This window comes from Citrobacter koseri ATCC BAA-895 (assembly GCF_000018045.1).
Classification (GTDB): domain Bacteria; phylum Pseudomonadota; class Gammaproteobacteria; order Enterobacterales; family Enterobacteriaceae; genus Citrobacter_B; species Citrobacter_B koseri.
Map to the genome: position 1 here is coordinate 3,019,663 of NC_009792.1, position 26,323 is coordinate 3,045,985.

The window sequence follows — 26,323 nt, forward strand, 5'->3', positions numbered from 1 at the left end:
CATAGTGCGGCGCTTTTGTATATGGGCGATTCTCTTCACGCTCCTGTGAGACAGCAGTTTGTAGGGTAAATGCCCGATACCGCAACGGGCAGAATAGCAGGATTTTAGTGGGGTGTTAATCTGTTTACAAAAAAGCAACATAAAAAAGTGGCTGAATCGTTACGCATGGTCTATTGCCCTTCGCCTTTCCAGGAAAGAGACATTTTCCCCTGCAACGTTTGCTCACATTATTTCGAACGCTAATCATCACCTGACGGTAGCGATCCCAATATTAGTCAAAAATTAAACTCCCGCCGCCCTATACTCACGCAACACCGCACCCGCTGGCGGCAGGCATAATGACCATGACGATTCTTCAGGAATCGGGAGAGATAAAATGACGTTGCCCTTTAAGCCCCATGTAATTGCGCTGGTATGCAGCGCAGGGTTATTTGCCGCTTCGGGTGTGTTGTATGTAAAAAGCCGCACGCCCGAAGCCCCGCTTCAACCCGCGCCCGTCGCCGTGCAGCCGACCGCCGCCGCGGAACCTGAAGCAAAAGCCGCGTTTACCGCAGCGCAAATCGATCAATGGGTCGCCCCGATAGCGCTCTACCCTGACTCGCTGCTTTCTCAGGTGCTGATGGCCGCCACCTATCCGGCGAACGTGGTTCAGGCAGTGCAGTGGTCGCATGACAACCCAACCCTGCAAGGCGATGCGGCAATACAGGCCGTCTCCGGTCAGCCCTGGGACCCGAGCGTGAAATCACTGTTGGCGTTTCCCCAGTTGATGGCGCTGATGGGCGAAAACCCAACGTGGGTGCAAAACCTTGGCGACGCTTTTCTGGCCCAGCCGCAGGACGTCATGGACGCGGTGCAACGGTTGCGTTTACTGGCGCAGCAAACCGGCTCGCTGAAATCCACGCCGCAGCAAACGGTTAGCAGCACGCCGAAGCAGAGCGCCGCAGCTACGCAGGCGACCGCCGCCGCTAACGTACAAAGCACGACGCCGACGGTGATCAAAATTGAGCCCGCCGATCCACAGGTCGTCTATGTTCCCAACTATAATCCCGCGACCGTTTACGGCGCCTGGCCGAACACCGCTTACCCGCCCGTGTATCTGCCGCCGCCTCCCGGACAGCAATTCGCCGACAGTTTCGTGAAAGGCTTTGGTTATAGCCTCGGCGTCGCCACCACCTACGCGTTGTTCAGCAGCATCGACTGGGACGACGATCATCATCACCACGACGATGACTATCACCACCACGATGATAACGACCATCACGGCGGCAATGGCTACCAGCACAACGGGGATAACATCAATATCAATGTGAATAACTTCAATCACATTACCGGGCAAAATCTCAAAGGGCAGACAATGACCTGGCAGCACAACCCGGCGTATCGCAACGGCGTGCCCTATCAGAACAACGCGGTGTCCCAACGTTTTCATCAAACCGATGTCAGCGGCGGGTTAAGCGCCACTCAACAGACGCCAGCCTCCCGCGACGGCCAGCGTCAGGCGGCGATGGCGCAATTCCAGCAGCACAGCCACGCGTCTCCCGCCACGCGAACCCAACCACCTGGCGCGACGTCCCGCGATGCCCAGCGCAAAGCGGCCTCGCAGCAGCTAAACCAGATTGCCCAGCGGAATAACTATCGCGGCTACGACACCCGGCAAAACAGCGTTCACAGGGAGTCGGTTCAGTCACATTCACTGTCACAGCAGCAACGGGAGACCGTTCACCAGCGCGTCGCATCCGCCACGCCGCAGCAGCGTCAGACCTTCCGGCAGAACCATGCCAATGTGTTCAGCGGTAACGACAGCCGTTCGCCCTCCTGGCAATCTCAGCAGCAGCGCGGCCAGCAGAGTCGTCACGTCGGCAATCTCAATACTGAACAGCGTGCCGCTGCGCGTGAACACCTTTCCGAGCGCCATGAATTTCGCCGTCGTTAACCGGAGTCGATGATGAAAAAAATCCTGTTAAGCACCCTGCTGCTGTCGCTGCCGTTGTTGAGCTACGCGCAACAACGCTTCCCTTCGCCTGACGACGCGGCAACGGCGTTCGCGACCGCAGTCGCCACGCAAAACGAGGCGCAGTTGACTGCGCTATTGGGCGACAACTGGCGACAGTTTCTGCCGCAGGAAGGCGCCGACCCCGAAGCCGTTGCTCGCTTTAACCGCGACTGGAAAATCAGCCACCGTATCGTGCAGCAAGGCGATACCGCGCACCTGAACGTCGGGCGCGACGAGTGGCAACTGCCTGTACCGATGATGAAAGATGCTGATGGCTGGCATTTTGATATGGCGGCCGCTCAGGACGAGATCCTCACCCGCGCCATTGGCCGCAATGAACTGTCGGCGATAGAAGCGATGCGCGCCTATGTGGATGCCCAATACGATTACTGGCAACGCAAACAGAGGTTCGCGACAAAACTCATCAGTAGCAAAGGTCAGCAGGATGGACTGTACTGGCCGGTACAACCCGGCGAGATGCCCAGCCCGTTAGGCCCGGCATTCAGTCCTTCGGCACCCGGTGAGGGTTATCACGGCTACCATTTCCGCATTATTCCCGATAGCGAAAAGGACGGTTTCGCCCTGCTGGCCTGGCCGGTAATTTGGGGGAAGACGGGCGTCATGAGCTTTATGGTGAATCAGGACGATAAGGTGTATCAGGCGAACCTGGGAAGAGAGACGGAAAAGAACGTCGCGACAATCAATAAATTCAATGCCGATGCCCACTGGCAGACCGTTGAGTAAAAGCGGTTATCAAAGATTACAGGCCGGATAAGGCGTTGATGCCGCCATCCGGCAAAACCCGGGTCAGGATTTACCCCAATAAAAAAGCGGCCGCTAAGCCGCTTTTTCTTTATCCACTCAGAAGATTATTTCTTCTTCGCTTTCGGGTTCGGCAGGTCGGTGATGCTGCCTTCGAACACTTCGGCTGCCAGGCCAACGGACTCATGCAGAGTCGGGTGAGCGTGGATAGTCAGCGCGATGTCTTCAGCATCACAGCCCATCTCGATCGCCAGACCGATTTCGCCCAGCAGCTCGCCGCCGTTGGTGCCGACAATCGCACCACCGATAACACGGTGAGACTCTTTGTCGAAAATCAGCTTGGTCATACCGTCTGCGCAGTCAGAAGCGATAGCACGGCCAGATGCAGCCCACGGGAAGGTGGCGGTTTCGTAGCTGATGCCTTTCTCTTTCGCTTCTTTCTCCGTCAGACCTACCCATGCAACTTCTGGCTCAGTGTAGGCGATGGACGGAATAACTTTCGGATCGAAGTAGTGTTTCTTACCGGCGATAACTTCAGCGGCAACGTGACCTTCGTGAACACCTTTGTGCGCCAGCATCGGCTGACCGACGATATCGCCGATAGCAAAGATGTGCGGTACGTTAGTGCGCAGCTGTTTGTCTACGCGGATGAAGCCACGGTCGTCAACTTCTACGCCAGCCTTGCCAGCATCGAGGTTTTTACCGTTCGGCACACGGCCGATAGCCACCAGCACCGCATCGTAACGCTGTGCTTCTGCTGGTGCTTTTTTGCCTTCCATAGAAACGTAAATACCGTCTTCTTTCGCTTCAACGGCAGTCACTTTGGTTTCCAGCATCAGGTTGAATTTCTTGCTGATGCGTTTGGTGAAGACTTTAACGATGTCTTTGTCAGCCGCCGGGATAACCTGGTCGAACATTTCAACCACGTCGATCTCTGAACCCAGCGCATGGTACACCGTACCCATTTCCAGACCGATGATACCGCCACCCATAACCAGCAGACGTTTCGGTACGGATTTCAGTTCCAGTGCGTCGGTGGAGTCCCAGACGCGCGGATCTTCGTGCGGAATAAACGGCAGTTGGATCGGACGGGAACCTGCTGCGATAATCGCGTTGTCGAAGTTGATCACGGTTTTGCCGTTCTCGCCTTCCACTTCCAGGGTGTTGGCCCCGGTGAATTTACCCAGACCGTTTACCACTTTCACTTTACGGCCTTTCGCCATACCAGCCAGACCGCCGGTCAGCTGAGTGATAACTTTCTCTTTCCAGGTACGAATTTTGTCGATATCGGTTTTCGGCTCGCCAAAAACGATACCGTGTTCAGCCAGTGCTTTGGCTTCTTCGATAACTTTTGCTACGTGCAGAAGAGCTTTAGAAGGGATACAGCCGACGTTCAGACAAACACCGCCGAGGGTGTTGTAACGTTCTACGATTACGGTTTCCAGACCTAAATCAGCGCAACGGAAGGCAGCAGAGTAACCTGCCGGGCCTGCCCCAAGTACCACGACCTGAGTTTTGATTTCAGTACTCATCATGACCTCTTAATTTATTCCCGGCGATCCCTGGTCTTGTCGCCCATCATCCACCGGGTCGTTCTATCCGCCCGTATTTTACAAAATTGTTAACAATTTTGAAACAACAAACGGCAACCGATTTGTCTTTCGCACGATAACCTCACTCACTTCATGAGATTACCAGAAAAAAGCCGGCCGTCAGGCCGACTTTTTTGCTTGCTTACATCACCAGACGGCGAATGTCAGACAGCGTGTTGTTGATGATGGTGATAAAGCGAGCACCATCAGCACCGTCAATCACGCGGTGGTCGAAGGAGAGAGAAATCGGCATCATCAGACGCGGAGTAAACTCTTTACCATTCCACACCGGTTCCATTGCGGACTTAGAAACGCCGAGGATAGCCACTTCCGGCGCGTTCACAATCGGCGCGAAGTGGGTGGTGCCCAGGCCGCCGATGCTGGAGATAGTGAAGCAACCGCCCTGCATTTCGCCAGCGGTCAGCTTACCATCACGCGCTTTCTTAGAGATGGTCGTCAGTTCACGGGACAGCTCAGTAATGCTCTTCTTGTTCACATCTTTGAACACCGGAACAACCAGACCGTTCGGCGTGTCGACCGCGACACCAATGTTGATGTACTTCTTCAACGTCAGGCGCTGACCGTCTTCAGACAGAGAGCTGTTGAAGCGCGGCATCTGTTCCAGAGCAGCGGCAACGGCTTTCATGATGAAGACCACTGGCGTGAATTTCACGTCCAGCTTACGTTTTTCAGCTTCCGCATTCTGCTGCTTACGGAACGCTTCCAGATCGGTGATATCCGTTTTGTCGAAGTGCGTAACGTGCGGGATCATCACCCAGTTACGGCTCAGGTTAGCACCAGAGATTTTCTGGATGCGGCCCAGTTCAACTTCTTCCACTTCACCAAACTTGCTGAAGTCCACTTTCGGCCACGGCAGAAGACCTGGCAGAGAACCGCCGGTTGCGCCCGCTGGCGCGGATTCAGCGCGCTTGATAGCGTCTTTCACGTAAGCCTGAACGTCTTCGCGCAGGATACGACCTTTACGGCCAGTACCCTTCACTTTCGCCAGGTTAACGCCGAACTCGCGCGCCAGGCGGCGAATCAGCGGGGTCGCGTGAACGTAAGCGTCATTTTCAGCAAACTCAGATTTGCCTTCCGCTTTTGCCGCAGGCGCAGCAGCCGGTTTAGCGGCCTGAGCAGGTGCAGCGGCAGGTGCCGGAGCAGCAGCAGCCGGAGCCGCGGCAGGGGCAGCGCCTTCCACTTCGAAGACCATAATCAGAGAGCCGGTAGACACTTTGTCGCCAACGTTAACTTTCAGCTCTTTAACCACGCCCGCGAACGGCGCCGGCACTTCCATAGAGGCTTTGTCGCCTTCTACGGTGATCAGCGACTGTTCGGCTTCAACTTTATCGCCGACTTTAACCATCACTTCGGTGACTTCAACTTCGTCGCCGCCGATGTCCGGTACGTTAACGTCTTTCGCGCCAGCCGCTGCTGCCGGAGCCGCCGCTGCTGGTGCTGCCGCCTGAGCGGGCGCAGCAGCAGGCGCAGCGCCCGCCACTTCGAAGACCATGATCAGAGAGCCGGTAGACACTTTATCGCCAGCGTTGACTTTGATCTCTTTAACCGTACCCGCGAACGGCGCCGGCACTTCCATAGAAGCTTTGTCGCCTTCTACGGTGATCAGCGACTGCTCAGCCGCAACGGTGTCGCCCACTTTGACCAGGATCTCGGTGACTTCAACTTCGTCGCCGCCGATATCTGGTACGTGTACGTCTTTCGCTGCCGCAGCAGCAGGAGCGGCTGCCGGAGCGGCTTCTTTCTTCTCTTCTGCCGGAGCAGGCGCAGCGTCAGCTGCACCGTCGGCGGAATCGAAAATCATGATAAGTGCGCCCGTCGCGGTTTTGTCGCCAACAGAGACTTTAATCTCTTTAACGACGCCCGCCTGCGGCGATGGAACTTCCATAGAGGCCTTGTCGCCTTCTACGGTGATCAGCGACTGTTCAGCTTCAACTTTGTCGCCCACTTTGACCAGGATCTCGGTGATTTCAACTTCATCAGCCCCGATGTCCGGTACGTTGATTTCGATAGCCATTATTCTTTTACCTCTTACGCCAGACGCGGGTTAACTTTATCTGCATCGATGTTGAATTTGGTGATGGCTTCCGCTACCACTTTCTTATCGATTTCGCCACGTTTAGCCAGCTCGCCCAGAGCCGCAACAACCACATAAGATGCATCCACTTCGAAGTGGTGACGCAGGTTCTCACGGCTGTCAGAGCGGCCGAAACCGTCAGTACCCAGTACGCGGTAATCATCAGCCGGTACATAAGTACGAACCTGCTCGGCGAACAGTTTCATATAGTCAGTCGATGCCACTGCCGGCGCGTCGTTCATTACCTGAGCAATGTACGGAACGCGTGGAGTTTCCAGCGGGTGCAGCATGTTCCAGCGCTCACAATCCTGGCCATCACGCGCCAGTTCAGTGAAGGAGGTGACGCTGTAAACGTCAGAACCTACGCCGTAATCTTTCGCCAGGATCTCTGCTGCTTCACGAACGTGACGCAGGATAGAACCGGAGCCCAGCAGCTGAACTTTACCTTTCTTACCTTCGAGGGTTTCGAGTTTGTAGATACCTTTACGGATACCTTCCTCAGCACCTTCCGGCATGGCTGGCATGTGGTAGTTTTCGTTCAGCGTGGTGATGTAGTAGTAAACGTTCTCTTGTTTCTCACCGTACATACGCTCCAGACCATCGTGCATGATGACCGCAACTTCGTACGCGTAAGACGGATCGTAAGAGATACAGTTCGGGATAGTCAGAGACTGAATATGGCTGTGGCCATCTTCGTGCTGCAAACCTTCGCCGTTCAGCGTCGTACGACCGGAAGTACCACCGATCAGGAAGCCGCGCGCCTGTTGGTCACCTGCTGCCCAGCACAGGTCGCCGATACGCTGGAACCCGAACATGGAGTAGTAGATGTAGAACGGGATCATCGGCAGGTTGTTGGTGCTGTAAGAGGTCGCAGCGGCCAGCCAGGAAGAACCTGCGCCCAGCTCGTTGATGCCTTCCTGCAAAATCTGACCTTTCTCGTCTTCTTTGTAGTAAGCAACCTGCTCACGGTCCTGCGGGGTGTACTGCTGGCCGTTCGGGCTGTAAATACCGATCTGACGGAACAGACCTTCCATACCGAAAGTACGCGCTTCGTCAGCGATGATCGGAACCAGACGATCTTTGATCGACTTGTTCTTCAGCATCACGTTCAGGGCACGAACGAAAGCGATAGTGGTGGAGATCTCTTTGTTCTGCTCTTCCAGCAGCGCGCCGAAGTCTTCCAGGGTCGGCAGTTCCAGCTTCTCAGTGAAGTTCGGCTGGCGGCTCGGCAGGTAGCCGTGCAGTTTCTGACGCTGTGCGTGCAGATAAGTGTGCTCTTCAGAACCTTCCGGGAAGGTAATGTACGGCAGTTTTTCGATGTCAGCATCGGATACCGGCACATTGAAACGATCGCGGACGTAACGAACGCCGTCCATGTTCATTTTCTTAACCTGGTGCGCGATGTTTTTACCTTCGGCAGTGTCACCCATGCCATAACCTTTGATGGTATGGGCCAGGATTACCGTTGCTTTGCCTTTGGTTTCCTGCGCTTTTTTCAGTGCAGCGTAGACTTTCTTCGGATCGTGACCACCACGGTTCAGTGCCCAGATCTGCTCATCAGTCCAGTCAGCAACCAGGGCTGCGGTTTCTGGATATTTACCGAAGAAGTGCTCACGTACGTAAGCGCCATCTTTGGATTTGAAGGTCTGGTAGTCGCCGTCAACGGTTTCGTTCATCAGTTGGATCAGTTTACCGCTGGTGTCTTTACGCAGCAGCTCATCCCAACGACCGCCCCACATCACTTTGATCACGTTCCAGCCAGCGCCGTCAAAGATGCCTTCCAGTTCGTTAACGATCTTGCCGTTACCGGTTACCGGGCCGTCCAGACGTTGCAGGTTACAGTTGATGATGAAGACCAGGTTGTCCAGTTTCTCACGGGTGGCGATGGTGATAGCCCCTTTGGATTCCGGCTCGTCCATCTCGCCGTCGCCCAGGAAAGCGTAAACGGTCTGTTTGGACGTGTCTTTCAGACCACGGTGTTCCAGATATTTCAGGAATTTAGCCTGGTAGATCGCACCGATTGGGCCCAGACCCATAGATACGGTCGGGAACTGCCAGAATTCCGGCATCAGTTTCGGGTGCGGGTAGGAAGAGAGGCCTTTGCCATGAACTTCCTGACGGAAGTTGTCCATCTGTTCTTCAGTCAGACGGCCTTCCAGGAATGCGCGTGCATACACGCCCGGGGAGATGTGGCCCTGGAAGTATACCAGGTCGCCGCCATCCTGCTCATTGCGTGCGCGGAAGAAGTGGTTGAAGCAAACATCATAAACAGTTGCGGAAGACTGGAAGGAAGCCATGTGGCCACCCAGTTCGAGGTCTTTTTTAGACGCACGCAGTACGGTCATGATGGCGTTCCAGCGGATAGCTGAACGGATACGACGCTCCAGTTCCAGATTGCCCGGGTATTCCGGTTCATCTTCAACGGCAATAGTGTTTACATAGTTGCTAGCCCCTGCACCTGCCGCTACTTTCACGCCGCCTTTGCGGGCTTCAGAAAGAAGCTGGTCAATCAGATACTGAGCACGCTCAACACCTTCTTCACGGATGACCGATTCGATCGCCTGTAGCCAGTCGCGAGTTTCGATCGGATCCACGTCATTTGGGAAACGTTCTGACATGGGGGTATTCCTTATCTATCTAATACGTTGATTTGTCTGGAACCTGTCCCATTGAGCTTTCGCCAGAAAGCGCAATAAGACAGGTTCTGCGTTTAGTTGCCGCGCGCTATAATTTGCGCTTGATTTACAACATCTTCTGGTTAACGTTCTGCCAGAAAAATCACTAATTCTTTCGTTGCTCCAGACGGCGTAAGGCGCGTTCACGACGGCTTTCCTCACGGCTTCTGTCCAGGAGAATCTCTTCGATAAACGCCAGGTGACGATGCGACGCTTCACGCGCATCGATCGGGTTACCGGCGATGATCGCTTCAAAAATACGGGTGCGATGACTGCTCACCAGCGGAAGCATCTCCCGGCGCGCATACAGCAATTCAAAGTTCTGACGAACGTTTTGCGCCAGCATCGGCTCCATACACCTTAGCAGATGGAGCAGCACCACATTGTGCGCCGCTTCGGTGACAGCGATTTGATACTGGAGAACCGCGTCGGATTCGGCATCCAGATCGCCGGACTGTTGTGCAAGCTCGATGGCATGATGGAGTTCACGAATGCGGGTTTTGTCTTCATCCGTGCTACGCAATGCCGCGTAATAAGCGGCAATGCCTTCCAACGCATGGCGCGTCTCAAGCAGGTCAAATTGGGATTCAGGATGATCGGAGAGCAGTTCTACCAGTGGGTCGCTAAAGCTCTGCCACAGACTGCTCTGCACAAAAGTTCCGCCGCCCTGGCGACGAAGCAGCAAACCCTTCGCTTCGAGACGTTGGATCGCCTCGCGTAAAGAGGGGCGGGAGACGTCGAACTGTTTAGCCAGTTCACGTTCCGGTGGGAGTTTTTCGCCGGGGCGCAAAGTCCCCTCAAGAATTAAAAACTCCAGCTGCTGCTCAATCACATCGGATAGTTTTGGTTGGCGGATTTTGCTGTAGGCCATGATTTCCTGTCTTAAGCCATTTGCCCGGAGTCAATTGGTCTTACCAATTTCACGTTCGTGACGCTAAAGTAACAAAGTATTCACCTTCTGTCCATACAGGTTTTGATTGAAATCAGTAAACCACGCACATTTTAACAAGATTACAGAAATAACGTTTCAAAGATGTAACTATGCACAAATGTTAAATTTACTCCCCTGGGAGTAGATTTAACGTAATTGAAACGAGGAAAAATTTTATCTGAACCGATTCAACCGCTTATTTAATGATTTTATATTCACAAATAATGAATAAATATTTATCAGCTAAAATTTGAGGTGGGAGAGGTGGTATTTACAAATGGTTTCTTTTTATTCAACTCGTCATCGTCCCTTCATAAAGCAGGTGCATTAACGCCCGCATACCATTATTCTTTAGCCGACGAAAGACTTTCGGTAACAATTAAGATTTCATCAGCGTAAACATATTAATACAACAAATGGAATTGCAAACTTACACACGCGTCACTGCGTAGTTCAAAAATAACCACACACGAGGTTTCATGATGGAAGGTCAACAGCATGGCGAGCAGCTAAAGCGCGGTCTTAAAAACCGCCATATCCAGCTAATCGCCCTGGGGGGCGCAATCGGTACCGGGCTGTTTCTGGGCAGTGCATCCGTTATCCAGTCAGCAGGGCCAGGGATTATTCTGGGTTATGCCATCGCGGGCTTTATCGCTTTTCTGATCATGCGTCAGTTAGGTGAAATGGTGGTTGAAGAGCCGGTTGCCGGTTCGTTCAGCCACTTTGCCTATAAATACTGGGGCGGATTTGCAGGCTTCGCTTCCGGCTGGAACTATTGGGTGCTGTATGTGCTGGTTGCGATGGCGGAACTGACGGCGGTCGGGAAATACATTCAGTTCTGGTGGCCTGAAATCCCCACCTGGGTCTCCGCTGCGGCCTTCTTTGTGCTCATCAACGCCATCAACCTGACCAACGTGAAAGTGTTTGGTGAGATGGAATTCTGGTTTGCCATCATTAAAGTTATCGCAGTGGTGGCGATGATCCTCTTCGGCGGCTGGCTGTTGTTTAGCGGCAACGGCGGCCCGCAGGCAACCGTGCGTAACCTGTGGGAACAGGGCGGCTTTCTGCCGCATGGTTTCACCGGGCTGGTCATGATGATGGCGATTATCATGTTCTCCTTCGGTGGACTGGAGCTGGTCGGGATCACGGCGGCGGAAGCGGACAACCCGGAGCAAAGCATTCCGAAAGCGACGAACCAGGTTATCTACCGTATTTTGATTTTCTATATTGGTTCGCTGGCGGTGCTGCTTTCTCTGCTGCCGTGGACGCGCGTAACGGCTGATACCAGCCCGTTCGTCCTGATCTTCCACGAACTGGGCGATACCCTCGTAGCCAACGCGCTGAATATCGTGGTACTGACTGCGGCGCTGTCCGTCTATAACAGCTGCGTATACTGCAACAGCCGTATGCTGTTCGGCCTGGCTCAGCAGGGCAACGCGCCGAAAGTGTTTTTAAGCGTGGATAAACGCGGCGTACCGGTGAACACCATTCTGGTTTCCGCACTGGTTACCGCGCTCTGCGTGCTGATTAACTATATGGCGCCGGACTCGGCATTCGGCTTGCTGATGGCGCTGGTGGTCTCTGCTCTGGTGATCAACTGGGCAATGATCAGCCTCGCGCACATAAAGTTCCGTCGCGCCAAACAGCAGCAGGGAGTGAAAACTCGCTTCCCGGCGCTGTTCTACCCGCTGGGTAACTGGGTCTGCCTGCTGTTTATGGCGGCGGTGCTGGTCATTATGCTGATGACGCCAGGCATGGCCATCTCGGTCTACCTGATTCCGGTGTGGATTGTCATTCTGGGCGTTGGCTATCTGTGTAAACAGAAAACCGCAAAAACCGTTAAAGCGCATTAATCCCCACAGCCCTCACTCGCAAGAGTGAGGGTTGCAACCTGCCTCACATTTTCCTCTGTATAGCCATTTTATCCATATCAGCGGCGTTATCCTACAACGCAATTACTTCGCTTGCGCAGAATAATTCTCTATATCATCTGATGGGAGACGTTTCAATGGAAAAGGGTAAGCTGTCGATAAAAGAAAAAATCGGCTATGGCATGGGTGACGCCGGATGCAACATCATCTTTGGCGCCATAATGCTGTTTGTTAACTATTTTTATACAGATATTTTTGGGCTGGCTCCCGCTCTGGTCGGTGTATTACTCCTCTCCGTTCGCGTGATTGATGCCGTTACCGACCCGATTATGGGCGCAATCGCCGATCGTACCCAAAGCAAATACGGGCGATTTCGTCCCTGGCTGCTGTGGATTGCCTTCCCTTATGCGCTGTTCAGCATCCTGATGTTCACCACCCCGGAATGGACATATAACAGCAAGGTTATCTATGCGTTTGTCACCTATTTTCTGCTGTCGATTACCTACACCGCCATCAATATTCCCTACTGCTCATTAGGCGGCGTCATCACCAACGATCCGCAAGAGCGCGTGGCCTGCCAGTCATACCGTTTTGTGCTGGTCGGGATTGCCACTCTGCTGTTGTCATTAACGCTGCTGCCGATGGTGGAGTGGCTTGGCGGCGATAATAAAGCCAAAGGCTACCAGATGGCGATGACCGTACTGGCGATTATCGGCATGTGCATGTTCCTGTTCTGCTTTGCCACCGTTCGTGAACGCATTCGTCCCGCCGTTCCTACCCATGATGACATGAAGAACGATTTCAAAGACGTATGGAAAAACGATCAATGGGTGCGCATCCTGCTGCTGACATTGTGCAACGTCTGTCCGGGTTTTATCCGCATGGCGGCAACCATGTATTACGTGACCTGGGTAATGGGGCAAAGCACTCACTTCGCCACCCTTTTCATTAGCCTTGGCGTGGTGGGAATGATGATCGGCAGTATGCTGGCGAAAGTGCTGACCGACCGCTGGTGCAAACTGAAGGTCTTCTTCTGGACCAATATCGCGCTGGCGCTGTTCTCCTGCGCCTTTTACTTCTTCGATCCAAAAGCCACTACGCTTATCGTGGTGCTCTACTTCCTGCTAAACATCCTGCATCAGATCCCTTCCCCGCTGCACTGGTCGCTGATGGCAGACGTCGATGACTACGGCGAATGGAAAACCGGCAAGCGCATCACCGGCATCAGCTTTTCCGGCAACCTGTTCTTCCTGAAACTGGGTCTGGCGATTGCCGGAGCAATGGTCGGTTTCCTGTTATCCTGGTATGGCTACGACGCTGGCGCCAAAGCGCAGAGCGACACGGCAATCGGCGGTATTGTTCTGCTCTTCACGGTGATCCCCGGCGTCGGCTATCTGATCACCGCCGGCGTGGTTCGCCTGCTGAAAGTGGATCGCGAACTGATGAAACAGATTCAGAAGGACCTGGAAAAACGCCGCGCCAACTACCGCGAGCTCAACGATGACCCGCAATTTAACGTCGCTGAAACAGTAAGGAAAGCCTGATGCAAAACTGGCCCAACCCGTTTATTGAACAACGCGCCGATCCGTTTATCCTTCGCGACGGCAACCATTATTACTTTATCGCCTCGGTACCGGAGTATGACCGGCTGGAGATCCGTCGGGCAAACTCGCTGGAAAACTTACGCACCGCCTCCCCTGTCGTCGTCTGGCGTAAACCTGAAAGCGGCCCGATGTGCGAGCTTATCTGGGCGCCAGAGATTCACCGCATCGACGGCAAGTGGTACATCTATTTCGCCGCCGCGCATACCCAGGCGCTCGACAAACTGGGAATGTTCCAGCACCGCATGTTTGTCCTGGAGTGTACAGATGCCGACCCACTCAGCGGCGTCTGGGAAGAAAAAGGTCAGGTCAAAACACCATTTGATACCTTCGCGCTGGATGCCACGACTTTTAGCCATCAGGGAAAACAGTGGTATTTGTGGGCGCAGAAAGCGCCGGATATCGCCGGAAATTCCAATATCTATCTTGCCGGGCTGGAAAATCCGTGGACGATCAAAGGCGCGCCGGTGATGCTCAGCAAGCCGGAATACGACTGGGAGTGCCGGGGTTTTCGCGTCAATGAAGGGCCTGCGGTTATAACGCACGGCGATAAGCTGTTTATCAGCTATTCCGCCAGCGCCACCGACGAAAACTACTGTATGGGTCTGCTGTGGATTGATATGCATGCCGATCCGCAAAACCCGGCAAACTGGCACAAATCACCGCGTCCGGTCTTTACCACCAGCAATGAAAACTGCCAGTATGGGCCAGGGCACAACAGCTTTACCCAAACGCCGGAAGGCGATGATGTACTGGTCTACCATGCGCGAAATTATACGGAGATTGAAGGCGATCCGCTGTACGATCCGAACCGTCATACCCGCCTGAAGCTGATTCGCTGGGACGAAAACGGAATGCCAGATTTTGGCATCCCGCCTGCGGATACCGTCTGAGCACGTTGCCCGGCGGCGCTGCGCTTACCGGGCCTATAAACCTATAAATGAGTGATGCCGTAGGCCGGATAAGCGCAGCGCCATCCGGCAAAACGACATTACACCAGCGCTCCGTAAATGGTCAGAAATGCGATCGCCACCACCACCGCCAGAGACGTTTTCTTCGCCATTGAAACAGCGGCTTTCGGCGTTTCGACCTTATCCGTGTGCGGCTCGCGGGCCAGCGAGAACTGTGCCAGACGCGTCAACACCTGGTACTGAGACGTGCGCAGATCCGCCAGCGAAACAAACCAGGCGGGCAGCGCCTTCTCGCCATGCCCCAGCAGCGCATAAACCACGCCAGCCAGACGCACCGGAATCCAGTCCAGAACATGAAGAATCGCGTCGATGCCGGACTGCAAACGTTGATGCGGCGTTTGATAACGCGCCAGCCAGGACTGCCAGGCGCGCAGAAACGCATAGCCGACCAGCGTCACCGGCCCCCACGGGCCGCCGACAATAAACCAGAACAGCGGCGCCAGATAGAAGCGGAAATTTATCCAGAGCAGCGCATTTTGCAGCTCGCGCAAAAACTCCCGTTCATTGCAGTCTGGCGGCACGCCGTGGATCAGCGTCAGTTCGTTAGCCATCGCTTCACGGGCATGGGCATCGTTACGGGAAGCCGCGTTCAGGTACGCGTGATAATGCAGACGAACCTTCCCTGCGCCAATACACAACACACCAATCAGTATCCAGACCACCAGCGTGGGAGCGTTAAACAGTAAACCTTCCAGCGCACGCAGCAGCAGGAACGTCACCGCCATCGCAACAATCGTCATCCCCAGCGTACGCACCATCGAAAAATGCGTCGTCCGGCGGAACAGGACCTCCAGTCGGTGGTCGAGGTGCCAGTGCTCACCCAGCTTGAACAGGCGCTCAACAATCAGCACCAGTAATGTCGTAAACAGCGTCATGTCATCTCCTTGTGTGACGAGGCGGTGACCAGCGCGCGAAACTTCGCCCAGTCGAAAGACGGACCGGGATCGGTTTTACGCTCAGGCGCAATATTGCAGTGTCCGGTCATGTTGTCGGCTATCGCCGGGTAAAGCGCAATCAGCGTGCGCGTCACGGCGGCCAGTTGCTGATACTGCGCATCGGTATAAGCCAGCGTGTCCGTTCCCTCCAGCTCGATACCAATGGAAAAATCATTACAGCGCTCACGCCCCTGATAGTTCGACACGCCCGCATGCCAGGCACGTTTATCGAAAGGGACATACTGCACAATTTCGCCATCACGGCGAATCAGACAATGTGCCGAAACGCGCAAATGGGCAATCTCGGCAAAAAAAGGATGGGCAGCGGGATCGAGTGTTCCGGTGAATAGCGCATCAATCCACGGACCGCCAAACTCGCCCGGCGGCAGGCTGATATTGTGCACCACCAGCAAAGAAGGGGTTTCGTCATCCGGGCGGCAGTCAAAATGGGGAGAGGGGACGCGTCGCGCCTCCGCCAGCCAGCCCTTGTCTAACAGCATACAGAACCTCCTTTTATATGGTGCAGTTATCCGGTTCAGAGTAGCATGTTTCTACCTTATGATTCGTTACCAATTTGGAGTTTTATCATGCCGCCTCGCCGCTACAACCCTGACTACCGACGTGACGCGCTGTTGGAACGCATAAATCTGGATATCCCCACCGCTGTCGCCCAGGCGCTGCGTGAAGATTTAGGCGGAGAAGTTGACGCAAATAACGATATTACCGCGCAGCTTTTACCGGAGAACACCCGTTCTCACGCCACGGTGATTACCCGTGAAGATGGCGTATTCTGCGGAAAACGTTGGGTAGAAGAGGTCTTTATTCAACTGGCCGGCGATGATGTCAGCATCACCTGGCGCGTACAGGACGGCGACAGCATTAAAGCCAACCAGCCGCTGTTTGAACTGGACGGACCGTCTCGCATCCTGCTGACCGGCGAGCGCACCGCGTTGAACTTTGTTCAGACGCTTTCCGGCGTCGCAAGCGAAGTCCGTAAATACGTTGATTTACTGGCGGGGACAAAAACGCAACTGCTGGACACCCGCAAAACCCTGCCGGGTCTGCGAACCGCATTAAAATACGCCGTATTGTGCGGCGGCGGCGCGAATCACCGTCTGGGGCTTTCCGACGCCTTTCTGATTAAAGAGAACCACATCATCGCTTCCGGCTCAGTGCGCCAGGCGGTCGAGAAAGCCTTCTGGCTGCATCCTGATGTGCCGGTTGAAGTTGAAGTTGAGAATCTGGATGAGCTGGACGACGCGCTGAAAGCGGGCGCAGACATCATCATGCTGGATAACTTCGAAACGGATCAGATGCGTGAAGCGGTGAAACGCACCAACGGACAGGCGCGGCTGGAAGTTTCCGGCAATGTCACTGATGAAACCCTGCGCGAATTTGCCGAAACCGGCGTGGATTTTATCTCCGTTGGCGCGCTGACCAAACATGTGAGAGCGCTCGATCTCTCCATGCGTTTTCGCTAACGCCGGATGGTTATGCCCGATGGCGCTCCGCTTATCGGGCCTACAAACGATGTAAATCCGTAGGCCGGATAAGGCGTTTACGCCGCCATCCGGCACATTTTTTCGAGCGGCCTCGCAAACCTGTTGCCTTGCTATGCAACCCGCTAACAATCTTCTGAATCCTCTTTCCCGTTTCGATTTTTGCCGCTCGCGAATTATCCCCTACGTTTGTCAAAGTAGCGCCTGTTAACTCAAGGAGCAGACAATGGACAAACAACGCGGATTTACGCTTATCGAACTGATGGTGGTGATCGGCATTATCGCCATCCTGAGCGCCATCGGCATTCCGGCCTACCAGAACTACCTGCGCAAAGCCGCACTGACGGATATGTTGCAGACATTCGTTCCTTACCGCACCGCCGTCGAACTCTGCGCGCTGGAACACGGCGGCATTACAACCTGCGACGCCAGCAGCAACGGCATCCCCTCTCCGACCACCACCCGCTATGTCTCTGGCATGAGCATAGAAAAAGGCGTGGTAATGCTCACCGGGCAGGAGAGTCTCAACGGCCTGAGCATCACCATGACGCCCAACTGGGATAACGCCAACGGCATCACCGGCTGGACGCGCAGTTGCAACATCCAGAGCGACAGCGCGCTGCAACAGGCTTGTGAAGATGTTTTCCGCTTTGACGCCAGCTAAGGAGAACGCGATGAACATCACGCAACTTACGGCGCTGTGCCTGCGTCATCAGGGAATATTGCTCGATGCCGATAACGAGGTGGTTCACGTCGCTGTCGTGGATTCACCGTCCCATGAACTGCTGGACGCCCTGCACTTTGCCACAACAAAGCGGATCGACATTGTCTGCTGGACTCGTCAACAAATGGAAGGCCATATGCATAAGCCCCGAAAAATGCTCCCGGCCGTCATCGCCGACGATAGCCGCACGGCGGCGGAACTTTTGCAGCAGACGCTGGAATCCGCTCTGGCAAAACGCGCTTCCGACATCCACATTGAACCTGCGGAAAACCACTACCGAATCAGGCTGCGCGTGGATGGCGTACTTCATGCCTTGCCCGGCGTGTCATCCGTCACCGGCGCGGCACTGACGGCAAGGTTAAAGGTACTGGGCAATCTGGATATTGCCGAACATCGACTCCCGCAAGACGGGCAATTTACCGTGACGCTTGCGGGCAATGCGGTTTCATTTCGTGTCGCGGTCCTCCCCTGCCGGGACGGTGAGAAAGTGGTGCTGCGGTTACTTCACCAGGTCGAGCAGGCGCTTGATCTCAACGCGTTAGGCATGCCTGATACGCAACTCGCCCTGTTCATGCAGGCACTACGGCAACCGCAGGGACTGGTTCTGGTAACTGGCCCTACCGGCAGTGGAAAAACCGTAACGCTCTACAGCGCGCTACAGGCGCGCAACACCCAGGATGTGAATCTCTGTAGCGTAGAAGACCCGGTCGAAATCCCTGTCGAGGGCCTTAATCAGACACAAATTCATCCGCGCGCCGGACTTACTTTTCAGAGCGTATTACGCGCGCTGCTGCGTCAGGACCCCGACATTATAATGGTGGGCGAAATCCGTGATGGCGAAACGGCAGAAATTGCGATTAAAGCCGCGCAAACCGGCCACCTGGTGCTGTCCACGCTGCACACCAACTCCACCAGTGAAACGCTGATACGTTTACAACAGATGGGCGTCGCGCGTTGGATGATCTCATCCGCCCTGACGCTGGTCGTCGCCCAGCGACTGGTCAGAAAATTATGTCCGTACTGCCGTCATCTTGCCGCAGAGTCTGTCTCACTTCCCGCCGCGCTATGGCCTACCACGCTTCCCCGCTGGCAAGCACCCGGTTGCGAACGTTGCTACCACGGATTTTATGGGCGTACCGCACTCTTCGAGGTTTTACCTGTTACGCCCGCATTGCGACAGTTGCTTATCAACAATGCAACCGTTGAGGCGCTGGAGTCCTGCGCCCGACAGGAAGGGATGAGTACGCTTTTTGAGAACGGCTGTCATGCGGTTGAACAAGGATTGACGACCTTTGAAGAACTCCTGCGCGTTCTGGGGCTACCCCATGTCGGCTAAACAGCTTTGGCGCTGGCAAGGGATTAACGCCACGGGCCATTCGGAAGAAGGGGCCTTATGGGCTGACGATCGTGCCGCACTGCTCGTTGCTCTGGAACATCAGCACATCATGCCGATACGCGCAAAACGCTTGAGCATTAAAGCGGCACACTGGCGCGCAGAGCAAAGCGCGGAGATCGTCCACCAACTGGCGACGCTTCTCAAAGCGGGGCTTACGCTTTCCGAAGGACTGACATTGCTTGCCGGGCAGCATCCCAGTCGACAATGGCAGGCGCTGCTGCAAACGCTGGCCCATAACCTGGAGCAAGGCGCCCCGCTTTCTTCCGCGCTGGCGCAATGGCCGCAGGTCTTTCCTCCACTCTATCAGGCGATGATCCGTACCGGGGAACTTACCGGAAAACTCGATGAATGCTGCTTTGAGCTGGCGCGTCAGCAAAATGCCCAAAAACAGCTTGCTGACAAAGTCAAAAAAGCGCTGCGTTATCCCATCATAATTCTGACGATGGCCGTGATGGTTGTTTTCGCCATGCTGCACTTTGTCCTGCCAGAGTTTGCCGCTATCTACCGGACATTCAATACGCCGTTACCGGCACTGACGCAGGGCATCATCACACTGGCGCAGTGGAGTGCCCAATGGGGCTGGCTGATGGCGCTGCTCGGTATCGCAACGGGGGTAATCTACGGTTTGATAATAAAAAAACCGTACTGGCAGATTCAACGCCAGCGTCTGCTGCTGCGCTGTCCCGTTATTGCACGCCTGGTCAGAGGCCAAAAACTCACGCAGATTTTCACCATCCTGGCATTAACGCAACGCGCCGGAATCCCCTTTTCACAAGGGCTGGAAAGTATCGCAGAAACCCTGAATTGCCCTTACTGGTCTCAGCGTTTAGCTCAGGTTCATCGCGATATTCATGCCGGAAAGCCGGTCTGGCAGGCGCTTAAAAATGCCGGTGAGTTCAGCCCATTGTGCATACAGTTGGTCATGACCGGTGAAACTTCCGGCGCGCTGGATGCAATGTTACATAACCTTGCCCGGCACCACGGTGAGAATACGCTATCGCTGGCGGATAACCTGGCGGCGCTACTGGAACCCGCCTTGCTTGTTATCACAGGGGTCATTATTGGTACGTTGGTCGTGGCAATGTATTTGCCCGTTTTCCATCTGGGGGATGCAATGAGCGGTATGGGATAATGCTGGCGCATTGTGCTGCGCCAGCGCAGGGGATTACAGGCTATTGAAAACGCGGTTTTCTTGTTCCTGTACCCGAATAAACGTCGTGCGTTTCGTCAGCTCTTTCAAACGGGAGGCGCCAACGTAGGTACAGGCTGAACGCAGGCCGCCGAGGATATCACGCGCGGTGTATTCCACCGGGCCACGCAGCGGCAGCTTAACGGTTTTCCCTTCTGCTGCACGATATTGCGCAACGCCGCCAACGTGACGGGTCATAGCGGATTCAGAACTCATGCCATAGAACAGCATAAATTTCTCGCCATTCTCTTCAACAATTTTACCGCCGCTTTCTTCATGGCCTGCCAGCATACCGCCCAGCATCACGAAATCCGCGCCGCCGCCGAACGCTTTTGCGACATCGCCAGGCATGGTGCAACCGCCATCGCTGACAATCATACCGCCCAGACCATGCGCGGCATCGGCGCATTCAATCACCGCAGAAAGCTGCGGATAGCCCACGCCGGTTTTCACACGCGTGGTACATACGGATCCAGGACCAATCCCGACTTTTACAATATCCGCGCCGGAGAGAACCAACTCTTCACACATTTCACCGGTCACCACGTTACCGGCACAAATGGTTTTTGTCGGCCATGCTTCACGCGCCTTTGAAACAAACTGCACGAAGTGTTCGGAGTAACCATTTGCCACATCAATACAAACAAAGTTCAGTGCCGGGCTCTGCGCCAGAATCTGTTTGGTTTTTTCGAAATCAGCATCGGAGGTGCCTGTTGAAACCATCACATGCCTGAGAACATCCTCAGAGGCGGTACTGGTGAAGGCGTTCCAGTCCTCAACGGAATAGTGCTTATGTACGGCAGTCAGAATGTCGAACGATGCCAGAGCGCTTGCCATCTCGAAAGTCCCGACGGTGTCCATATTGGCCGCGATAATCGGCACGCCGGACCAGGTCTGACCTGAATGTTTAAAGGTGAATTGACGTTCCAGTTCAACATCAGAACGACTTTTGAGGGTAGAGCGTTTAGGGCGGATAAGAACGTCTTTGAAACCTAATTTCAGATCTTCTTCGATACGCATGTGCGGATTCCTGGGGTTAATGGCAAAAAAGCGAAACTCACAACTCCAGTGACGTTATCATACGCACTAATCAGGCTTGCGCAAGACTGCGAAATTCTCTTTTTTTACGCTACAATCCCATAAATTTACCTGGCGAATAGTAGATAATGCCTACAGTAATATCGCCTTCGCGCGCTCAACTTTTAACCATTTGATTATCAAACCTAAATCCCAGGATCTGGACTTATGAGGTATACAGTAGCCTTAACCGGCGGCATTGGCAGTGGTAAAAGCACCGTTGCGAATGCATTCGCTGACCTCGGAATAAACGTTATCGACGCCGATATTATTGCGCGTCAGGTGGTTGAACCCGGTCAACCCGCCCTTATGGCGATCGCTGAACATTTTGGTTCTGCACTTATCGCGCCAGACGGTTCGCTACAACGCCGGATGTTGCGCGAACGTATCTTTGCCAGTCCTGAAGAGAAATCCTGGCTGAATGCCCTGCTCCATCCGTTAATTCAGCAGGAAACCCGGCGTCAGTTTCAGCAGGCAACGTCCCCTTACGTGCTATGGGTTGTGCCCCTGCTCGTCGAAAATGCGCTGTATAAACAAGCCAATCGCGTTCTGGTGGTCGACGTGACGCCCGAAACGCAGCTCTTGCGAACCATGCAGCGCGATGATGTGACGCGTGAACATGCTGAACAAATTCTGGCTGCCCAGGCAACGCGTGAAGCACGCCTTGCCGTGGCAGATGATGTTATTGATAATAATGGCGCACCGGACGCTATCGCGTCGGATGTCGCCCGCCTGCACGCGCGCTATTTACAGCTTGCGTCGCAGTTTGTCTCACAGGAAAAACCGTAATGCACACCCAGGTCCTTTTTGAACACCCTCTCAATGAGAAGATGCGTACATGGCTGCGCATTGAGTTTCTGATTCAGCAACTCTCCGTCAATTTGCCCCTCGCAGATCATGCGGACGCCCTGCATTTTTTCCGTAACATTGGGGATTTGCTGGATGTGTTCGAACGTGGCGAAGTGCGGACCGAGTTGCTAAAAGAGCTTGAGCGTCAGCAGCGCAAACTTCAGGCCTGGGTTGAAGTGCCGGGGGTTGACCAGAGTCGAATTGAGGCTCTGCGCCAGCAATTGAAGACGGCGGGCAGCATTCTGATTTCTGCTCCGCGTATCGGACAGCAGCTACGTGAAGATCGCCTGATTGCTCTGGTTCGTCAGCGCCTGAGTATTCCGGGCGGTTGTTGTAGTTTTGATTTGCCGACCCTGCATATCTGGCTGCATTTGCCGCAGGAACAGCGTGATGCGCAGGTTGAAACCTGGATCGCCAGCCTGAATCCGCTCAATCAGGCATTAACGCTGATCCTGGATTTGATTCGTAATTCCTCGCCGTTCCGTAAGCAAACCAGCCTGAATGGTTTTTATCAGGACAATGGCGATGATGCCGACCTGCTGCGTTTGCAACTGGCGCTTGATTCACAGCTCTATCCGCAAATTTCCGGGCATAAGAGCCGCTTTGCGATTCGCTTTATGCCGCTGGATAGCGAAAATGGCCTGGTGCCTGAGCGCCTCGATTTCGAACTGGCATGTTGTTAAGGAGTAAAGATGTCAGAAACTATCACCGTTAACTGCCCAACCTGCGGGAAAACCGTTGTCTGGGGCGAAGTGAGTCCGTTCCGTCCATTTTGTTCTAAACGCTGCCAGTTGATCGATCTCGGCGAGTGGGCCGCTGAAGAGAAGCGTATTCCAAGCTCTGGCGACTTGTCAGAAAGCGACGACTGGAGTGAAGAGCAGAAGTAATTCAACTAAAACGTAGGGCGGGCAAGCGCAGCGCCCCCGCCATAATTTGCCGGATGGCGGCGTTGCCTTATCCGGCCTACGAACTACGAACACCATTAGCCAGCAATCAGCTTTTCAATTACTGGCGCATTCGCGGGCGGGAAATCTTCCGCATTCAGAGCATCTTGCGCAATCCACCGCCCCGGTTGCCCCTCTTTTCCCCACGGCTCCCCTTCCCAGTGATCAACTAACCAGAACCACAGTGTGATGTGCCTGTCCGGGAACTGATATTCCAGCTTTTCAAATAGCGTCGCTTCACGCGGGGTAATCCCCACTTCTTCCTGCAACTCCCGGATCAGCGCCTGCTCCGGCGTTTCGCCCGCTTCGATTTTCCCGCCGGGAAACTCCAGTTTGTTGGCCATATGGGCATCGGCCGCACGTTGGGTAATAAAAACTTCGTGGTTCGGGTTGCGAATAATCCCGACAGCGATTTGCAGTTTTTTCATACGGTTACATCCATAAAAAAGGCGCAGTCACCTGCGCCTCATTGTCTTTATTCAGACCTTAGCTCAGACGGCCGTGGCACTGTTTGTATTTTTTACCGGAACCGCAAGGGCAAGGATCGTTACGACCCACTTTACGATCGCCCGTTTGCGCTGCCAGAGCGGCCGCCGCTGCGCTGTCGTCATCCTGATGACTGAGCTGCTGCATCTGCGCTAAACGCTCGGCTTCTTCGCGGCGCTGTTGTTCCATCGCTTCCACTTCTTCAGGCATACGAACCTGAACTTTGCTCAGCGTACTGACCACTTCATACTTCAGCGATTCCAGCATTGCTGCAAACATGGAGAAGGACTCGCGTTTGTATTCCTGCTTCGGATCTTTCTGCGCATAACCACGTAGGTGGATACCCTGACGCAGGTAATCCATCGCCGCCAGGTGCTCTTTCCACAGCGAATCGAGAGTTTGCAGCATGACGCCTTTTTCGAAGTGACGCATCATCTCTGCGCCAACCACTTCTTCTTTACGCTGATACACTTCGATTGAGTGCGCCAGAATACGCTCACGCAGCGTCTCTTCGTGCAGCTCCGGCTCTTTATCCAGCCACTCGGCAATTGGCATATCCAGATCGAAGTCGTTTTTCAGACGTTCCTGCAAACCCGGAATATCCCACATCTCTTCCAGCGACTGCGGCGGAATGTACGCATCGATCGTCACTTTAAAGACGTCTTCACGAATGCTGTTGATGGTTTCGCTGACATCGCTGACATCCAGCAGTTCGTTACGCTGGGTGTAAATAGCGCGACGCTGATCGTTCGCGACATCATCGTATTCCAGCAGTTGCTTACGAATATCGAAGTTGCGGCTTTCAACTTTACGCTGCGCATTGGCAATCGCTTTAGTCACCCACGGGTGCTCAATGGCTTCACCTGGTTTCATACCCAGTTTACGCATCATGCCCGACACACGGTCAGAGGCAAAAATACGCATCAGCGCATCTTCCATTGACAGATAGAAACGGGAAGAGCCCGCATCACCCTGACGACCGGAACGACCACGCAACTGGTTGTCGATACGGCGAGATTCGTGGCGCTCAGTACCGATGATGTGCAGACCGCCAGACGCCAGCACCGCCTCATGACGAACCTGCCAGTCCGCTTTGATCTGCGCGATCTGCTCTGGCGTTGGGTTTTCCAGCTCCGCCACTTCAGCCTGCCAGCTACCGCCCAGCACGATGTCCGTACCACGACCGGCCATGTTGGTGGCGATAGTGACCGCAGCCGGGTAGCCCGCCTGTGCAACAATCGCCGCTTCGTTGGCGTGGAATTTGGCGTTCAGAACGTTATGCTTGATGCCCGCTTTGGTCAGCTCATTAGAGACCACTTCAGATTTTTCGATCGAGATCGTACCCACCAGTACCGGCTGGCCGTTCGCGGTACGCTCTTTGATGTCTTCAATGATCGCCTGAATTTTTTCCGCTTCGGTCATGTAGACCAGATCCGGCATATCCTTACGGATCATCGGACGGTTGGTCGGAACCACAACGGTATCCAGCTTATAGATGGAGCTGAATTCGAACGCTTCGGTATCTGCGGTACCGGTCATACCGGCCAGTTTCTCATACAGACGGAAGTAGTTCTGGAAGGTGATGGACGCCAGCGTCTGGTTCTCGTTCTGGATTTCCACGCCTTCTTTCGCTTCCACAGCCTGGTGCAGACCGTCGGACCAGCGGCGACCCTGCATGGTACGACCGGTGTGTTCGTCAACGATGATCACTTCGCCATCTTTAACGATGTAATCCACATCGCGGGTAAACAGCGCGTGCGCACGCAGCGCGGCGGTTACGTGGTGCATCAGCATGATGTTGCCCGGAGAGTACAGGGACTCGCCTTCATCCATAATGCCTTCTTTCACCAGCAGTTCTTCGATCAGCACCAGACCGCGTTCCGTCAGGTTGACCTGACGCGCTTTCTCATCAACGGAGAAGTGGCCTTCACCCTGGAAAGTATCAGAGTCTTCTTTCTCCTGGCGAATCAGGTGCGGGATGATCTTGTTTACTTTCTTGTACATTTCCGAGCTGTCTTCAGCCGGGCCGGAAATGATCAGCGGCGTACGCGCTTCATCGATCAGGATGGAGTCGACCTCATCCACCAGCGCATAGTGCAGTTTACGCTGTACGCGCTCTTCCGGGCTGAACGCCATGTTATCGCGCAGGTAGTCAAAGCCGTATTCGTTGTTGGTGCCGTAAGTGATGTCGGCGGCGTAAGCTTCACGTTTTGCTGGGGCAGGCATGCCCGGCAGGTTAATACCGACGCTCATCCCGAGGAATTCAAACAGCGGGCGGTTGTTTTCAGCATCACGTTGCGCCAGATAGTCGTTCACTGTGACGACGTGTACGCCCTTACCGCTTAACGCGTTCAGGTAAGCAGGCAGCGTTGCGGTCAGGGTTTTACCTTCACCGGTACGCATTTCCGCGATACAGCGATCGTTCAGCACCATACCGCCCAGCAACTGGACGTCAAAGTGACGCATGCCGAATACGCGCTTACTCGCTTCACGAACCACGGCGAACGCTTCCGGGATCAGGCTTTCAACGCTTTCGCCTTTCTCCAGACGCACGCGAAACTCTGCCGTTTTCCCTTTCAGTTCGTCATCGGAGAGTTTTTCCATCTCCGGTTCCATGGCATTGATGATGCCGACCGCTTTACGCATACGACGCAAGGTACGATCGTTACGACTACCGAATACTTTGGTTAACAATTTGATTAGCATAATAAAATCTCAAACGCCCCGCGATGC

The 26,323-nt window shown here is 54.4% G+C and carries 21 protein-coding genes; 12 read left to right on the forward strand and 9 right to left on the reverse strand.

Annotated features, from left to right (window positions below; all coding sequences use genetic code 11):
* Nucleotides 1-376: 376 nt before the first annotated feature.
* Together CKO_RS13910 and CKO_RS13915 are read left to right on the forward strand one after the other, a co-directional pair.
* Nucleotides 377-1,933, forward strand: a complete 1,557-nt coding sequence (locus tag CKO_RS13910; RefSeq protein ID WP_012134043.1) for a DUF3300 domain-containing protein — start codon at nucleotides 377-379, stop codon at nucleotides 1,931-1,933.
* Between the two features lie 12 nt (nucleotides 1,934-1,945).
* Nucleotides 1,946-2,737, forward strand: coding sequence for a DUF2950 family protein (locus tag CKO_RS13915; protein ID WP_024130704.1), 792 nt, complete (start codon nucleotides 1,946-1,948; stop codon nucleotides 2,735-2,737).
* 125 nt (nucleotides 2,738-2,862) lie between these two features.
* On the opposite strand, the gene lpdA is transcribed toward CKO_RS13915, so the two are convergent.
* The 4 genes from lpdA to pdhR all read right to left on the reverse strand — a co-directional run bounded on the left by lpdA (nucleotide 2,863) and on the right by pdhR (nucleotide 9,988).
* Nucleotides 2,863-4,287 (reverse strand): dihydrolipoyl dehydrogenase, encoded by a 1,425-nt coding sequence (gene lpdA / locus CKO_RS13920; protein ID WP_024130705.1) that lies wholly within the window; start codon nucleotides 4,285-4,287, stop codon nucleotides 2,863-2,865.
* Between the two features lie 202 nt (nucleotides 4,288-4,489).
* A complete protein-coding gene (gene aceF / locus CKO_RS13925) occupies nucleotides 4,490-6,382 on the reverse strand; it encodes a pyruvate dehydrogenase complex dihydrolipoyllysine-residue acetyltransferase (RefSeq protein ID WP_012134046.1) in 1,893 nt (630 codons plus the stop codon).
* A gap of 14 nt (nucleotides 6,383-6,396) precedes the next feature.
* Nucleotides 6,397-9,060, reverse strand: coding sequence for a pyruvate dehydrogenase (acetyl-transferring), homodimeric type (gene aceE / locus CKO_RS13930; protein WP_012134048.1), 2,664 nt, complete (start codon nucleotides 9,058-9,060; stop codon nucleotides 6,397-6,399).
* 163 nt (nucleotides 9,061-9,223) lie between these two features.
* Complete coding sequence (gene pdhR / locus CKO_RS13935; RefSeq protein ID WP_012134049.1) at nucleotides 9,224-9,988, reverse strand: pyruvate dehydrogenase complex transcriptional repressor PdhR; 765 nt, start codon at nucleotides 9,986-9,988, stop codon at nucleotides 9,224-9,226.
* Between the two features lie 539 nt (nucleotides 9,989-10,527).
* Between pdhR and aroP the strand changes: the two genes are divergently transcribed.
* From aroP to CKO_RS13950, 3 genes are all read left to right on the forward strand, one after another.
* A complete protein-coding gene (gene aroP, locus CKO_RS13940) occupies nucleotides 10,528-11,901 on the forward strand; it encodes an aromatic amino acid transporter AroP (protein ID WP_012134051.1) in 1,374 nt (457 codons plus the stop codon).
* A 155-nt stretch (nucleotides 11,902-12,056) separates the two neighbouring features.
* Entirely contained in the window at nucleotides 12,057-13,463 is a 1,407-nt protein-coding gene (locus tag CKO_RS13945; RefSeq protein ID WP_024130707.1) for a glycoside-pentoside-hexuronide (GPH):cation symporter, read from the forward strand.
* Nucleotides 13,463-14,413 (forward strand): glycoside hydrolase family 43 protein, encoded by a 951-nt coding sequence (locus tag CKO_RS13950; RefSeq protein WP_012134053.1) that lies wholly within the window; start codon nucleotides 13,463-13,465, stop codon nucleotides 14,411-14,413. The genes CKO_RS13945 and CKO_RS13950 overlap by 1 nt, the downstream gene beginning before the upstream one ends.
* 98 nt (nucleotides 14,414-14,511) lie before the next feature.
* Here the strand turns inward: CKO_RS13950 and ampE are convergent, their stop codons facing one another.
* Entirely contained in the window at nucleotides 14,512-15,366 is an 855-nt protein-coding gene (gene ampE, locus CKO_RS13955) for a beta-lactamase regulator AmpE (protein ID WP_012134054.1), read from the reverse strand.
* Nucleotides 15,363-15,926, reverse strand: coding sequence for a 1,6-anhydro-N-acetylmuramyl-L-alanine amidase AmpD (gene ampD, locus CKO_RS13960; protein WP_012134055.1), 564 nt, complete (start codon nucleotides 15,924-15,926; stop codon nucleotides 15,363-15,365). Before ampD ends, ampE begins: the two co-directional genes overlap by 4 nt.
* Nucleotides 15,927-16,013: 87 nt before the next feature.
* Here ampD and nadC point away from each other — a divergent pair, with 87 nt between their 5' ends.
* The 4 genes from nadC to hofC all read left to right on the forward strand — a co-directional run bounded on the left by nadC (nucleotide 16,014) and on the right by hofC (nucleotide 20,177).
* Entirely contained in the window at nucleotides 16,014-16,907 is an 894-nt protein-coding gene (gene nadC, locus CKO_RS13965; protein ID WP_012134056.1) for a carboxylating nicotinate-nucleotide diphosphorylase, read from the forward strand.
* Nucleotides 16,908-17,151: 244 nt separating this feature from the next.
* Nucleotides 17,152-17,589 (forward strand): prepilin peptidase-dependent pilin, encoded by a 438-nt coding sequence (ppdD, locus tag CKO_RS13970; RefSeq protein WP_012134057.1) that lies wholly within the window; start codon nucleotides 17,152-17,154, stop codon nucleotides 17,587-17,589.
* 10 nt (nucleotides 17,590-17,599) lie between these two features.
* Nucleotides 17,600-18,985, forward strand: coding sequence for a type II secretion system protein GspE (gene gspE / locus CKO_RS13975; protein WP_024130708.1), 1,386 nt, complete (start codon nucleotides 17,600-17,602; stop codon nucleotides 18,983-18,985).
* The gene (gene hofC, locus CKO_RS13980; RefSeq protein WP_012134059.1) at nucleotides 18,975-20,177 is read left to right on the forward strand and encodes a protein transport protein HofC; all 1,203 of its coding nucleotides are present in this window, start codon (nucleotides 18,975-18,977) and stop codon (nucleotides 20,175-20,177) included. The genes gspE and hofC overlap by 11 nt, the downstream gene beginning before the upstream one ends.
* A gap of 33 nt (nucleotides 20,178-20,210) precedes the next feature.
* Here hofC and CKO_RS13985 read toward each other — a convergent pair whose 3' ends face one another.
* Entirely contained in the window at nucleotides 20,211-21,254 is a 1,044-nt protein-coding gene (locus tag CKO_RS13985; RefSeq protein WP_012134060.1) for a GMP reductase, read from the reverse strand.
* Between the two features lie 225 nt (nucleotides 21,255-21,479).
* Here CKO_RS13985 and coaE point away from each other — a divergent pair, with 225 nt between their 5' ends.
* From coaE to yacG, 3 genes are read left to right on the forward strand one after another with little or no spacing between them, the layout of a single operon-like run.
* Nucleotides 21,480-22,100, forward strand: a complete 621-nt coding sequence (gene coaE / locus CKO_RS13990; RefSeq protein WP_012134062.1) for a dephospho-CoA kinase — start codon at nucleotides 21,480-21,482, stop codon at nucleotides 22,098-22,100.
* On the forward strand, nucleotides 22,100-22,843 hold the full coding sequence (gene zapD, locus CKO_RS13995; protein WP_012134063.1) for a cell division protein ZapD: 744 nt from the start codon (nucleotides 22,100-22,102) through the stop codon (nucleotides 22,841-22,843). Before coaE ends, zapD begins: the two co-directional genes overlap by 1 nt.
* 9 nt (nucleotides 22,844-22,852) lie before the next feature.
* Nucleotides 22,853-23,047 (forward strand): DNA gyrase inhibitor YacG, encoded by a 195-nt coding sequence (gene yacG, locus CKO_RS14000; RefSeq protein ID WP_012134064.1) that lies wholly within the window; start codon nucleotides 22,853-22,855, stop codon nucleotides 23,045-23,047.
* A gap of 95 nt (nucleotides 23,048-23,142) precedes the next feature.
* Here the strand turns inward: yacG and mutT are convergent, their stop codons facing one another.
* Nucleotides 23,143-23,532 (reverse strand): 8-oxo-dGTP diphosphatase MutT, encoded by a 390-nt coding sequence (gene mutT / locus CKO_RS14005; protein WP_012134065.1) that lies wholly within the window; start codon nucleotides 23,530-23,532, stop codon nucleotides 23,143-23,145.
* Between the two features lie 58 nt (nucleotides 23,533-23,590).
* A complete protein-coding gene (gene secA, locus CKO_RS14010) occupies nucleotides 23,591-26,296 on the reverse strand; it encodes a preprotein translocase subunit SecA (RefSeq protein ID WP_012134066.1) in 2,706 nt (901 codons plus the stop codon).
* Nucleotides 26,297-26,323: the final 27 nt, after the last annotated feature.

Bases quoted from the DNA above. Each gene is read 5' to 3' on its own strand.
- CKO_RS13910 (WP_012134043.1), top strand. From the start codon at position 377: ATGACGTTGCCCTTTAAGCCCCATGTAATTGCGCTGGTATGCAGCGCA.
- CKO_RS13915 (WP_024130704.1), top strand. From the start codon at position 1,946: ATGAAAAAAATCCTGTTAAGCACCCTGCTGCTGTCGCTGCCGTTGTTG.
- lpdA (WP_024130705.1), bottom strand. From the start codon at position 4,287: ATGAGTACTGAAATCAAAACTCAGGTCGTGGTACTTGGGGCAGGCCCG.
- aceF (WP_012134046.1), bottom strand. From the start codon at position 6,382: ATGGCTATCGAAATCAACGTACCGGACATCGGGGCTGATGAAGTTGAA.
- aceE (WP_012134048.1), bottom strand. From the start codon at position 9,060: ATGTCAGAACGTTTCCCAAATGACGTGGATCCGATCGAAACTCGCGAC.
- pdhR (WP_012134049.1), bottom strand. From the start codon at position 9,988: ATGGCCTACAGCAAAATCCGCCAACCAAAACTATCCGATGTGATTGAG.
- aroP (WP_012134051.1), top strand. From the start codon at position 10,528: ATGATGGAAGGTCAACAGCATGGCGAGCAGCTAAAGCGCGGTCTTAAA.
- CKO_RS13945 (WP_024130707.1), top strand. From the start codon at position 12,057: ATGGAAAAGGGTAAGCTGTCGATAAAAGAAAAAATCGGCTATGGCATG.
- CKO_RS13950 (WP_012134053.1), top strand. From the start codon at position 13,463: ATGCAAAACTGGCCCAACCCGTTTATTGAACAACGCGCCGATCCGTTT.
- ampE (WP_012134054.1), bottom strand. From the start codon at position 15,366: ATGACGCTGTTTACGACATTACTGGTGCTGATTGTTGAGCGCCTGTTC.
- ampD (WP_012134055.1), bottom strand. From the start codon at position 15,926: ATGCTGTTAGACAAGGGCTGGCTGGCGGAGGCGCGACGCGTCCCCTCT.
- nadC (WP_012134056.1), top strand. From the start codon at position 16,014: ATGCCGCCTCGCCGCTACAACCCTGACTACCGACGTGACGCGCTGTTG.
- ppdD (WP_012134057.1), top strand. From the start codon at position 17,152: ATGGACAAACAACGCGGATTTACGCTTATCGAACTGATGGTGGTGATC.
- gspE (WP_024130708.1), top strand. From the start codon at position 17,600: ATGAACATCACGCAACTTACGGCGCTGTGCCTGCGTCATCAGGGAATA.
- hofC (WP_012134059.1), top strand. From the start codon at position 18,975: ATGTCGGCTAAACAGCTTTGGCGCTGGCAAGGGATTAACGCCACGGGC.
- CKO_RS13985 (WP_012134060.1), bottom strand. From the start codon at position 21,254: ATGCGTATCGAAGAAGATCTGAAATTAGGTTTCAAAGACGTTCTTATC.
- coaE (WP_012134062.1), top strand. From the start codon at position 21,480: ATGAGGTATACAGTAGCCTTAACCGGCGGCATTGGCAGTGGTAAAAGC.
- zapD (WP_012134063.1), top strand. From the start codon at position 22,100: ATGCACACCCAGGTCCTTTTTGAACACCCTCTCAATGAGAAGATGCGT.
- yacG (WP_012134064.1), top strand. From the start codon at position 22,853: ATGTCAGAAACTATCACCGTTAACTGCCCAACCTGCGGGAAAACCGTT.
- mutT (WP_012134065.1), bottom strand. From the start codon at position 23,532: ATGAAAAAACTGCAAATCGCTGTCGGGATTATTCGCAACCCGAACCAC.
- secA (WP_012134066.1), bottom strand. From the start codon at position 26,296: ATGCTAATCAAATTGTTAACCAAAGTATTCGGTAGTCGTAACGATCGT.